Origin of the sequence: Microcystis sp. Msp_OC_L_20101000_S702, from assembly GCF_007095705.1 — a bacterium.
GTDB classification, from domain to species: Bacteria; Cyanobacteriota; Cyanobacteriia; order Cyanobacteriales; family Microcystaceae; genus Microcystis; species Microcystis ichthyoblabe_A.
In genome coordinates this window covers 46,330-58,287 of record NZ_SFBO01000016.1, presented here as the reverse complement: position 1 = coordinate 58,287, position 11,958 = coordinate 46,330, and the positions used below count along the sequence as shown (strand labels likewise).

The window sequence follows — 11,958 nt, the reverse complement described above, 5'->3', positions numbered from 1 at the left end:
CTGGGAAAATATTCAATTGGTTTCTGACTCAACTCTTGATGTCCACAAAATTCTTTGACCTTGTCACAAGTAAAGGTTTTTCTTTTTTCGACGGGAATCTCTTGGAAAAGTTTTTCGGTCACTCGATTGATTTCACTTGCGGTTTTATACCAATTTTCAGTAGATAGCATCCGAGGGAACCTTGATTCCTTCTTAATTCTCGCTTTGGTCGTGCTTTGATGACATCCCAGCTGCCATTTGCCATTGAGATAAATTTCCCTCTTGACCAAGTTGATAGAGCAAGTTTCTTTGTTCTATGTTAAGATGTTGGCGGCTTCGTTTTTGGGTCTGATTTGTTGTTGTATTGATCAGACAGTACCTGATGATCCTTTGTCTGTCAACTCTTAAGGAGTCGTGCGTTTCATTTTTGAATTGGCAATATTAAGAGGGATAAAAATTATGGTTAATTATCTCAGTCAAGAAGAGAAATTACTAGCAGCCGAAGAAGAAAAGTATCTAGAGGAAGAAGATGATGTGGATTTTCCTCCTGTAGATATTATTGCTTACAATGAGCAGCGATCCTGCTCTGATCTAGTTAGAATGTATCAAAAAAAACAATTGGTTATCGATCCAGATTTTCAAAGAGATGTGGTGTGGAGTGAGGCACAACAAACTCGTTTTATTGATAGTTTAATGAAACAGTTACCGATTCCTAGTATGTGTATTAGTCTTGACTATAAGACAGATAAACGCTATATCATCGATGGATTACAACGAATTAGTACCATCGTCAAATTTTTAACTACTGAAGATTGGAGGCTATCAAAATTACCCGATGTAGATTCGTCTATTTCTGGAAGAACAGTTGAGGAAATAAAAACTCAGCATGAAGAATTATATGAACGCGTAGAAAATATGACTATTCCCATCACGGTGATTCGCTATGACTCCAGCAAAAAAGCTCATAATAATTATATTTTTACCATTTTCCATCGCTTAAATACTGGTGGAGTAAAACTCAATAATCAGGAGATCAGAAATTGTATCTATAATGGCGAGTTTAATAGTTTTTTAAAAAAATGCGCTCAATATGAAAACTGGCTTTTGCTGATGGATCGAAAGCAGCAAAAAGCATCTCGATTTGAAGATGAAGAATTAGTGCTTCGTTTCTTTGCTTTTTATGATGAATACCAGAACTACAAGGGGAAATTGACCAGATTTTTAAATGATTATATGTATAAACATAGATTTGCTCACGCAGATTTTATTCAAGATAAAGATGAATTATTTAAGCAAACTGTTGACTTGATTTATGATAGAATCTTCAAAGAGGAACCTCTCAAAACCAGTAAAGTTATTGCTGAGGGAGTTCTGTTAGGAGTTGCCAAAAATTTAGATACTTTAGTCAATCTCTCCAATGGTGAATTACAAGACAAGTATTCTAGATTAATAAAATCTGAACCATTTTTGACTAAAAATTTAGCTAGTGGTATTTATCAAAAAGATAAGGCTTTAGAGAGAATTAATACATCTATCAAAATTTTTTCATCTACTGGTAATGATTACTAAAGATTATTTACTCAAGACGTTAAACTGGCTTGATCAACTCTATAATGACCCTACAGCTGATAATCAAAAAACTTCTTCTTATTCCAAACTAGCTCTTATAGAATTATGTGGCTGGATCGAGGAAACTATGGATGATATAGTTTTAAGATGTGCTAAACGATGCTTAAAGTCCGAAGCTAACAAAAAATTCATCGATAAGACTATTAGTGGTACTCATAGTTTTGAATATGAACCTTTTAGAAAAATGTTGATGATGGTTATTGGTTTAGCAACATTAGAAAAAATCGAAGAAAAGTTAGAAAACACTGGTAAAATCAGTGCTTTAAAAGGTTATCTTGGTAATCTAAAAAAGAGTCGCGATACAGCGGCTCATAGTCATACTACAGGTACTTTGAGAACCTATGACGCTCCTTCTAAAACTCAACATGATTTTGATAGAATATATGCTTTGTTAACAGAGTTAGATGCAGAATTGCAACGTCATAAATGTTGACTTATTTCTCGTACAATCGCTTTTAGCGCACCTTCGACAAAGACAATCAGTCCAAATTAAACCCCCTAACCGGCGAAAATTAACTGCAAGCGATCGAAAAACTGGGAAAATATTCAATTGATTCAATGTCATCTTTTTTAACTATCCTGCCCATGAATAATCAGGTCATCCGTACTGATAAAGCTCCGGCCCCTGTGGGTCCTTATAATCAAGCGATCGCCGCTCCTGGTCCTTTTCTCTTTGTTGCGGGACAAATTCCCCTAGATCCCGTCACGGGTGAAATCGTCTCCGGGGAAATTAGCACCCAAACCGAACAAGTTATGGCCAATCTAGAGGGCATTTTAACCGCTGCGGGGGCTAATTGGTCAAATGTGGTGAAAACTACCGTCTTTCTCTCGGATTTAGCCAATTTCGGGGCGATGAATCAAGTTTATGCCCGTTATTTCCCCCCGGAAACTGCCCCGGCCCGGGCCTGTGTGGAGGTGGCCCGTCTTCCCAAAGATGTGCTAGTGGAAATAGAATGTATTGCCGCTTTAGCCTAAAAATTAAGGTGGGCAATGCCCACCCTAACCTAATCTCTCTCTAGACCACCAAAGCCTCTAGAATCGTCTTATTGTAGATAATTCGCCCTACAGTAGTACGCACATACTGAGAAATTATCTCACCATCCTTCTCGCGGGTTTTGCGCTCCCGATAATATTTCCAGATGCTGCCATCGGGGAGAGTTTCCGTTTCCAGGACTTCCTCATCGGGTTTATTGGTTTTCACCTTTTCTCCGACCGGTAAACGCAACCACACAGAAGCGTGCAGATCCACCAATCCCTGATCGAAAGAGCGAATAGCGTCATCCATGCTGGCGAAATAACGACCTCCACCCTTTTGGGCCTTGGGATTTTCGGCCGTGAGATAATAACAACCCAAAACCATATCCTGAGAAGGGGCAACAATCGGGCGACCGGTCGCCGGTGAGAGAATATTATGACAGGCCAACATCAACAAGCGCGCTTCCGATTGTGCTTCCAGGGAGAGGGGAATATGTACGGCCATTTGGTCCCCGTCAAAGTCAGCGTTAAAAGCGGGACAGACGAGGGGATGTAACTGAATCGCCCGGCCCTCCACTAAGATCGGTTCAAACGCTTGAATGCCCAAACGGTGCAGGGTAGGGGCGCGGTTTAACATCACCGGGTGTCCCGTGATTACTTCATCCAAGACGTGCCAAACATTGGCATCCCCCCGTTGGATCATTTTCTTGGCTGCCTTGATATTATTGACGATGCCTAATTTAATTAAACGATGGATAACGAAGGGTTGGAACAATTCGATCGCCATTTCCCGGGGTAAACCGCATTGATAGATCTTCAACTTCGGACCGACAACGATAACCGAACGTCCCGAATAGTCAACCCGTTTACCGAGGAGATTTTGACGGAAACGCCCCTGTTTACCCTCGATAATATCCGATAAAGACTTCAGGGCGCGATTATTGGCCCCCACCACCGTGCGACCGCGACGACCGTTATCAATTAAAGCATCGACGGCCTCCTGTAACATCCGTTTTTCGTTGCGGACGATAATTTCCGGGGCGAGAATTTCTTGCAGACGGGATAAACGGTTATTGCGGTTAATCACCCGACGGTAGAGATCGTTCAGGTCAGAGGTGGCAAAACGGCCGCCGTCCAACTGCACCATCGGGCGTAAATCGGGGGGAATCACGGGAATTACGCTTAAAACCATCCATTCTGCCTGAGAACCCGTGGCGATAAAGTTATCGATTACCCGGAGACGTTTAATTAATTTTGCCCGTTTTTGCCCTTTACTTTCGACAATTTCCGTCCGCAGTCTTTCCGCTTCTTCTTCCAGGTTAATTTCCTGTAAGAGTCTTTGGATAGCCTCGGCCCCGATCCCCACTTCAATACCGACTAATTCCGAATCCTCCGCGTAGATTTCTTCTTCGATCTCTAACCATTGATCTTCGCTGAGGAGTTGTTTATAACTAAGATTGCCCGCGTTACCCGGATCGAGAACCACATAGGCATTAAAATAGACGATCTGCTCCACGTCCCGCAGGGGCATATCGAGCAGGATACTGAGATAACTGGGAATACCTTTGAGATACCAAACGTGGGTGACGGGGGCGGCTAATTTGATAAAACCCATGCGATGACGACGTACCCGCGACTCGGTGACTTCCACCCCGCAACGTTCACAGACAATTCCCCGGTGACGGACGCGTTTGTATTTACCGCACCAACATTCCCAGTCTTTGGAGGGGCCAAAAATTTTCTCGCAGAATAACCCATCCATTTCCGGTTTAAGAGTCCGATAGTTGATCGTTTCTGGTTTGGTTACTTCTCCGACGACTTGACCGTTAGGTAGGGTTCTTTCTCCCCATTGCCGAATTCTCTCGGGGGACGCTAAACCGATTTTGACGTAATCAAATCTTTGATCTGTTGGAGTCTTCATTCTGAATTTTTTACTATGGGTAATGATTCTGGGATAAGCGATCGCTCTCGCGTTCTCGATGCCCCGATGACAACTATTAGGCAGAAACGACGGTTAACTCAGTCACTTTTTCTTGGGGTCAAACTGGCCCGATCGAGTCCGGGACATTACATTATACAATTTTTCTAGTTCGATCGACCATTAAGTGATATTTTCCCAGATGGTGATGCTGCCGTCGGCCGCGGCCGCCGCTAGGTGACAATAATCGGGGCTGAGAACTAAACTGGAGATCGGCGATGATCGCTCATTGGTGGCGCTGAGAGTTGCGATCGCCTGTTGAGAATTGGCTAACCAGATTTTAATCTCTCCGTCGGTTCCCCCGGTAAATAACCACTGACCCTCCTCTGCAAATACCAAGCTTGTCACCTGACCATTATGGGCATTAATCACCCGAATTGGCGCAAAATGACCGCTTTTCTCCGGGTCGTATTGCCAGATTTTCACCGTCCCATCCACACAACCGGCGGCAATAATCTGACTATCAGCAGCGATCGCCAGACTCTGCACCGAAGAAACGTTACCAGATAGGACGGCGATTTTTGCTCCCGATCCCAATTGCCAGAGGGTGACAGTGCCATCACCCCCAGCTGCGGCGATAAAATCTTGATTAGGAGCCACTGCTAGGGCATAAATTGCCCCCAGACTGTCATAGGAGCTAAATTCTTCGTTTTCCTGCTCTAAATTCCACTGTTTTAGGGTTTGATCGTAACTACCACTAACCAAAAAATGCCAACGGGGGGCAAAATCTAGGCCGTGAATCGAACCGAGATGACCGAGGAAAATTTGATTTAATTCCAGATTACTGCCATCGCTGGCTAAAGTCCATAATTTAACGGTTTGATCGAATCCCCCCGTCGCTAGATGATAATCGCCGTTTCCGGTGACTGCTAGGGCTAAAATGCCCTGATCATGAGCTTCCACCGTATTAATCAGGGTTCCTCTCGCAAAATCCCAGATTTTTAGGGTACGATCCCAACTAACGCTAATTAAAAACCTTTGATTTTCGGTAATTGCGATCGCTGTAATCATTTCCCGATGGGCGCTCAGACGGCGATAATAGTGCCAATGGGGGACAGGGGGGGAAGTGGGAGTTAAATTAAGGGCAGGTAGGGTGATTTGTGGCTCATTTTCCGCTTTTATGGCGTTAATATCTGCTGATTCTTCCTTAAGCGGCAAAATCTCTCTTTGTAAGCGACTGTAGGATTTTTCCAGATGTTCGATGCGTTCCAGCAGCCCGTTACGGTTGATATATTGAATAATTTGATTGTAGGACTGTTCGAGGGTGAGAATATTCTCCTCTAATTCTGCGATCTCGCGTAGCGAGCGCGTTGCGACCGCACGGGCGTTATCGCTGGCCACCGCGGGACTGAGGGACTGTATTTGTGCTGATAAAGCTTCTTTTTCTTCTTCCCACTGATCCTGTAAATGACCGGTCATTTCAGTTAAGCGTTGACGTTGCAGGGTTCTTTCTCGGAGACGATTGAGAATATTCAACCCGAAAGTCACTACTAGGAGGAACAAAGGCAAAAACCCCGCACCCATGGCTATAAGGGTAAGCAGGGTTAATCCTAGGGCGATATATTCCGCTAATTCTAGCCCATGGAGGCGATGGTCGGTCATTTTGCAGTTACCGGTAAAGGGATTTTGATCATCTCCTGATTTCAGACTCATGGTAACGCTAATTGCCGCCTTGGGATTGACTAAAATTAATTTTTAAGCAGGAGTTAAGACTTTTTTCTTAGTTTCTATCGGTGCGGTTAAAGCGGATTCTAAATCGGCCTTCCCTAGTCTTGCTTCCAAAATTTTCAGCACTTCCCGTCCAAAATCATCGGGATTTTGTCGCCATGCTTGCAGACAAACTTCGCCAAAGAATGACCCCAAAGGTTCGGGATTCCAGAGCAGTTTTTTGGCTGTCCAGGGCATTAAACTCATGGGATCATAGTCGGGTTTAATAATTTCTTTTTTGAAGGCGTATTCTTCTAGATGGGTGTGGGGTTGTAGTCCGATAAAAAAGATGGCTGGTTCCACTTTATCGACTCCAAAAATATTTTCTAATTCCCGATGATAGGTGATAGTTTGACGAATAGTTTCTAGGGTTTCATCAATAACATTAAAAGAATAATTTACCGAAACCAGATCATTAAAACCCGCCGCTTTTAAGTCTCGACAATTTTGCAGAACTGTCCGTAAATTATAGCCCATACGCATTTTTCGGACTAATTCCTGAGAACCACTGGTGATGCCGATTTCAAAGTAGTTCATGCCTGTTTTTACCATTAAATCGCACAGTTTTGGGGTAAGATTATCGGCGCGAATATAGGCAGCCCAATGGATATCTTTCATCCCATCGGCGAGGATTTTTTCTAATAGTTCTTCTACATCGTTGATAAATTTTCTGGTGGGGATAAATTGGGCATCGGTAAACCAGAAATTGCGAATGCCGCGGTCGTATAATTGGCGCATTTCCTTGACTACTTCATCGGCGGGATTAATGCGTACTTGTTTCCCTTCGACGACGGTATAGATGCAGTAGCAGCAGTTATGGGGACAGCCGCGCTTGGTTTGTACCCCGATATAAAAGTCGTTTTCTTGGAAATAGTAGGAAAATTCCGGCCAAATACCGGCGATGTAGTCGTAGTTACAAGCGGATTTTTCTAAGGGGGTGGGGGATTCGTGGATTAAACGCGGCCGGGGTGTGGTTTCTCCGACGACATAACAACGTTCATCGCTAAAGTCCCGGCCGGAGAGGAATTTTTCTAGCAGGGTTTCCCCTTCTCCCACTGATACAATTGTTCCTGTGGGCAGTTTGGTTTTTAGTTGTTCGTAGAAAACACTGACGGCACCACCCCCGACGATAACTCGCGCTTCGGGATGGTATTTTCTGGCCCGCTGCAACCCTCGGCGAATTAGTCCCTGATTCCGCCATAATTCCCCGTAGTAGGCTGTTGTCACCTTTAAACCCCCTAAAGCACCTCGCAGCTTGATTAGGGGGTTTTTAGCGTAGTAAAATTCAAAGGCGTTTTGTAGGGGATTACCACCGCGACCACCGACGGGGGCATATATTTGAATATCCCGCCAGGAGAATACTAGCAGGGTGGGCTGAAATTCGTCAACACAGCGATCGAGTGCCTGGTTAAAGTCTAAGGGGGGGACGGTGCCAAGGTCAAAAATCCTTTGTTCGATGTCGGGGAAGAGTTTATGAACGTGGTCGGAAAGGTAAACGACACCGATGGGGAAAATGGGGTTACAGGGGAGTCTAACGTAGAGGATGCGTTGTGCTTGCGGTTGAGTCATGAGATTTCTGAATGGGACGGGGACGCATTCTGAGTAATCTTAATATAACTTAACTTTGCTGGGCTTGTCTGGGAGAGGTTAAACTTTAATTCCTAGTACCTGTGTATGGGTTCCCCGTGCTTGGGTGACACCGATGGTTCTTTCGGAAGCTTCAATCATCGGCCGACGCAAACTAACAACAATAAATTGCGCTTGTTGTGCTTGTTTTTGAATCATTTTGGCCAATTTCTCCACATTTGCCCCATCTAAAAACATATCCACTTCATCAAAGGCATAAAAGGGAGAAGGACGATATCTTTGTAGGGAAAAAATAAAGCTTAAAGCGGTTAAAGATTTTTCACCTCCAGACATGGAACTTAATCGCTGTACGGGTTTTCCTTTCGGATGTGCCACCAGATTTAAGCCACCATTAAAGGGATCATTTTCGTCTTCTAGTTGTAAGTAACCGTCGCCATCGGACAGGGTAGCAAATATACTCTTAAAGTTTTCGTTAACGGCAGTAAATGCTTCCTGAAAAGCATTAAATCTGAGGGTGGTAAAGTTTTCTATGCGTAAAAGTAGTTCGGTTCTTTCTCCCTCTAGAGTTTGCAGTTTTTCTGATAGTTCATCTAATCTCTCTTTAGTTTTTTGGTGTTCTTCTAAAGCTAACATATTCACAGGTTCTAAAGCTGCTAATTTCTTTTGTAACTGCCGAATATCGCTTTGAATTTTCTCGAAATCTCGCTCACTTTCGGGAATTTCGGGCAAGGGATTGGGTAAGTCGCTTTCTAGTTGACTAATTTCTGTCTGTAAAGTGGTTAGTAATGCTCGTCTTTCCTCTTGATTGTTCACTAACTTCTCCGATTGCCAGATAGTCTGTTGTTGTTGGTTTTGTTGTTGTCGCAAAACTGTCTCTAATTGGTCTCTTTTTTGCTTGGTTTCCCCTAGTTGTTGCGATAATTGCTGTAAAGCTTGATTGATTTCTAAAATATGGTGATCAAGTTTTTCTATCTCCAGATTACCGATATTTCTCTGATTAACTGCATCGGTAATTATTTTCTCAATCTCAATAATTCTATCCGCAGACTCTTGACTTTTTTCCTCTAGTCTGATTTGTTGACTTTGTAAATCTTTTAACTGTTCGCGGACTGTAGCGAGGTGATTTTCTTGGGTTTGTAACTCTAATTCTTGAGCGCGAATTATTCCCTGTACCTGTTGCCATTCGCTATGGGTATGATTGGCCTCTAAAGCAGTTAATTTCTCCTGTTCTTGCTGTAAAGATAACTCTAACTCAGGAATTTCTCTGGTTAATACCTCTAACCGTTGACGAGAAATAGTAATTTCCTCTTGCTGTCCCGATAATTGACGGGCTAAATCCTCTTTTTCTGTGGTTAAACGTTGTAAATCCTTGCTTAATTGTTGTAGAGATAATTGATTTTCCCGATGACTTTGACGGGTTTCGGTTAACTGTTGGGTTAACTGACTGATAAGATTATTAACTTGAGTAATTTTTTCTTCGTTGCGGGTAAGAATGCGATCGATTTCTGCTAATCTTTCCCGTAGAGATTCCGCTTCACTAGACTCCTTCGGAGAAATTTTACCAAAACGCAGCCCTGATCGCGTCGGTTGGCTGCCTCCAGTCATAGCGCCAGTCATCTCTAATAACTCGCCATCCAAAGTAACGATGCGATATTGATTGATATAATAACGGGCAGAATCTATATCCTCGAAAACCACGGTACTGCCAAAAATATAGTTAAAAACCTCCCGATACTGGGGTTGAAACTTAACCAAATTCACCGCTAAATCCAGATAACCCCGCGCATGACGCAGAGAGGAAATATCCTGGGGACGGGGAGGACGAATTTTATTCAGGGGTAAAAAAGTGGCCCTACCGATGCGACGCTGTTTTAGTAAGGCAATTCCGGCAGCCGCAACGCTATCATCTTGGACGACTACATGACCTAAACGACCTCCGGCGGCGATTTCCAGAGCAATTTGATAACGTTCTTCTACTTCGCCCAATTGTGCCACTAATCCGCAGATTCCGGGCAAATCTGACTGTAATAATATTTGAGTGGCATAGGTTCCCTGGGCCTCCTGTTGCGCTTGCTTGGTCGCTTCCAGTTTATCTAATTCCCTCTGTTTGTCCCGTTGTTCTTTTAGCAGACGTTTTTGGGTGTCCTGACTGATAACGCGATTTTGTTCGGCAATGGTGAGTTTTTGGGCTAAATTTTGGATATAGGGTTCCGCTTGATTAATTTTTTGTAATATTTCTTGACTTTCTTCTGTTTTTGTGCTAATAACTTGCTCTAATTCTTGCAGACGTTGACCAGCTTCTACTATATTAGTTTGCAATCGATCGCATCTTTCGGTCAATTGGGCTCGTTGGCTACGGTAGGGGTTTAATTGTTCCTGAAGACGGGTAATATTGCGGGAAAGGTCACTTTGTTCTTTTACCCAAGCTTCTGACGCTTCCGCGAGACTACTTGCTTGCAGACGATGGTTTTCTAGGGTTTCCCTTGCGGTTTGAGTTGTCCGTAGGAGATTGGGTAAAATTGCAGTTTCTAAACGGCTTTTTTCAGCAGTAATCTGGTTTAATTCGCGATTATAGCGATTAATTTCCTCTAAAAGTCTGGTTTTCTGTGCATGAGATTCTTTTTCGAGGTTTTCTAACTCTTTTTGTCGTTGTTGCTGTTGTTGTCGTTTGGCCTGTTGACTCGCTAATCGGGAAGTCAGGGACAGGTGTTCATCTTCCCCAAAAGCTTTAACCTGTTGATTGAGTTTCTCTAATTCTTGACTATTTTGGGCGATTTGTTCGGATAAATTGGCGATAGTCTCCGTTAAAACCTGTTTTTCCCTTTCCCCAGCTTGAATTTGTCCTTGTACTTGCTGGCAGCGCTGCTGGAGATTTTGCCAATGGAGGACAATTTCCCATTGTTGCTTTTCTTGGACTTGGGCCTTGAGTTTTTGGTATTTTTCGGCTTTAATGCGATCGAGTGCTAATTTCTCCAGAGATTTTTGCAATTCTGTGGCAATAATTTGGCAGCGTTCTTCCCTTTCTTTAACCGAATCGATATTCTCCTTAGTTTTCTCAATTTTGCGGTCAAATTCGGCTACTCCTGCCAATTCGTCGATAATTTCCCGTCTTTCCTTGGCATTCATGCTGATAATTCGGGTTACGTCTCCCTGTAACACCACGTTGTACCCTTCGGGATAGATGCGTAAACGGTTTAATTGGTCGTGAAGTTCGCTAACCGTACAGGTTTCCCCATTGATATAGTAGGTAGAAGTATAGCTGCCCCCCTTAGCCACTTTTAAGCGCCGGGAAACCGTCCAATCCCTATCGGTTGCGTCGGGAATATCGGCAATATCAAAAGTCACCGAAACACTCGCTTCTGAGCTATGACGTTGACTGTTATAGCTATGATTGACTAAATCCGGTAATCTTTCGGCCCGCATTCCCTTGGAAGTAGCTAATCCCAAGCAAAATAGCAATGCGTCAAGGATATTCGACTTTCCCGAACCATTTGGACCAGAAACCACCGTAAACCCCGGTAAAAAGGGTATAGGAGTCGTTCCCCCGAAGGATTTGAAGTGTGAGAGTTCGACCTTTTTGATGTAAACCATGGCAATAAGCAAAAAGTAGGCAAGCTATCAGCTGTCAGCTGGAATCGATAAGGGATAAATCCGGTTTATCCTTGACAATATCCTCAGACTTGACCGGAGATGAGTTTGATTAGTTGCGTAGTTGGAAAATTTTATCAAGATACCCTTATAGAAAAATATAGCTGATAGCCCCCTTAGATGGCTTGAATCCATTCCTTGACTTGGTACTCTGTCCAGATGCCATTTTGCCAGTAGGGATCCGCTTCGATTAATTCTCGCACTTCTGACTCACTGGCTGCCTGATAAATTGCGAAAACTTGGCTTAAATCTGCCGTTGGTCCGATAGTAACGAGAATTCCCCGTTCTTTCTGTTGATTTAATCCCTCTAGATGCGCTTGACGATAGGGTGCGCGTTTTTCCAGCACGTTTTCACAATAACTACCCCAGACAACAAATTTCGGCATATTTGACCTGTACTCTCTTGATCTGTTGCTATTTTACGATCGAATCGTCAATCAGACTCAATCGATATA

At 43.4% G+C, this 11,958-nt stretch carries 8 protein-coding genes and 1 pseudogene; 3 read left to right on the top strand and 6 right to left on the bottom strand.

Annotated elements, in window-relative coordinates:
- Positions 1-20 precede the first annotated feature (20 nt).
- A pseudogene (locus EWV60_RS01695) lies at positions 21-348 on the bottom strand (hypothetical protein); the annotation flags it as partial.
- A 90-nt stretch (positions 349-438) separates the two neighbouring features.
- On the opposite strand from EWV60_RS01695, the gene EWV60_RS01690 reads away from it, so the two are divergent.
- The 3 genes from EWV60_RS01690 to EWV60_RS01680 all read left to right on the top strand — a co-directional run bounded on the left by EWV60_RS01690 (position 439) and on the right by EWV60_RS01680 (position 2,583).
- Positions 439-1,548, top strand: coding sequence for a DUF262 domain-containing protein (locus EWV60_RS01690; RefSeq protein ID WP_287230461.1), 1,110 nt, complete (start codon positions 439-441; stop codon positions 1,546-1,548).
- Positions 1,538-2,041, top strand: coding sequence for an endoribonuclease (locus EWV60_RS01685; RefSeq protein WP_149107402.1), 504 nt, complete (start codon positions 1,538-1,540; stop codon positions 2,039-2,041). The genes EWV60_RS01690 and EWV60_RS01685 overlap by 11 nt, the downstream gene beginning before the upstream one ends.
- Before the next feature lie 125 nt (positions 2,042-2,166).
- On the top strand, positions 2,167-2,583 hold the full coding sequence (locus tag EWV60_RS01680) for a RidA family protein (protein ID WP_079205988.1): 417 nt from the start codon (positions 2,167-2,169) through the stop codon (positions 2,581-2,583).
- A gap of 40 nt (positions 2,584-2,623) precedes the next feature.
- Here EWV60_RS01680 and EWV60_RS01675 read toward each other — a convergent pair whose 3' ends face one another.
- The 5 genes from EWV60_RS01675 to EWV60_RS01655 form a co-directional block, all read right to left on the bottom strand.
- Positions 2,624-4,504, bottom strand: coding sequence for a DNA-directed RNA polymerase subunit gamma (locus tag EWV60_RS01675; protein ID WP_002737004.1), 1,881 nt, complete (start codon positions 4,502-4,504; stop codon positions 2,624-2,626).
- Positions 4,505-4,684: 180 nt separating this feature from the next.
- Complete coding sequence (locus EWV60_RS01670) at positions 4,685-6,214, bottom strand: WD40 repeat domain-containing protein (RefSeq protein WP_287230458.1); 1,530 nt, start codon at positions 6,212-6,214, stop codon at positions 4,685-4,687.
- A gap of 42 nt (positions 6,215-6,256) precedes the next feature.
- Positions 6,257-7,837: a photosystem II high light acclimation radical SAM protein gene (locus EWV60_RS01665; protein ID WP_287230456.1), complete on the bottom strand. Its 1,581-nt coding sequence runs from the start codon at positions 7,835-7,837 to the stop codon at positions 6,257-6,259.
- A 78-nt stretch (positions 7,838-7,915) separates the two neighbouring features.
- The gene (gene smc, locus EWV60_RS01660) at positions 7,916-11,446 is read right to left on the bottom strand and encodes a chromosome segregation protein SMC (protein WP_287230455.1); all 3,531 of its coding nucleotides are present in this window, start codon (positions 11,444-11,446) and stop codon (positions 7,916-7,918) included.
- Positions 11,447-11,619: 173 nt separating this feature from the next.
- The gene (locus EWV60_RS01655) at positions 11,620-11,889 is read right to left on the bottom strand and encodes a YciI family protein (protein WP_002736230.1); all 270 of its coding nucleotides are present in this window, start codon (positions 11,887-11,889) and stop codon (positions 11,620-11,622) included.
- Positions 11,890-11,958 lie beyond the last annotated feature (69 nt).

Excerpts from the sequence above, each read along its gene's own strand:
- EWV60_RS01655 (WP_002736230.1), bottom strand. The coding sequence starts at position 11,889 with ATGCCGAAATTTGTTGTCTGGGGTAGTTATTGTGAAAACGTGCTGGAA.
- EWV60_RS01690 (WP_287230461.1), top strand. The coding sequence starts at position 439 with ATGGTTAATTATCTCAGTCAAGAAGAGAAATTACTAGCAGCCGAAGAA.
- EWV60_RS01670 (WP_287230458.1), bottom strand. The coding sequence starts at position 6,214 with ATGAGTCTGAAATCAGGAGATGATCAAAATCCCTTTACCGGTAACTGC.
- EWV60_RS01665 (WP_287230456.1), bottom strand. The coding sequence starts at position 7,837 with ATGACTCAACCGCAAGCACAACGCATCCTCTACGTTAGACTCCCCTGT.
- EWV60_RS01685 (WP_149107402.1), top strand. The coding sequence starts at position 1,538 with ATGATTACTAAAGATTATTTACTCAAGACGTTAAACTGGCTTGATCAA.
- EWV60_RS01675 (WP_002737004.1), bottom strand. The coding sequence starts at position 4,504 with ATGAAGACTCCAACAGATCAAAGATTTGATTACGTCAAAATCGGTTTA.
- EWV60_RS01680 (WP_079205988.1), top strand. The coding sequence starts at position 2,167 with ATGTCATCTTTTTTAACTATCCTGCCCATGAATAATCAGGTCATCCGT.
- smc (WP_287230455.1), bottom strand. The coding sequence starts at position 11,446 with ATGGTTTACATCAAAAAGGTCGAACTCTCACACTTCAAATCCTTCGGG.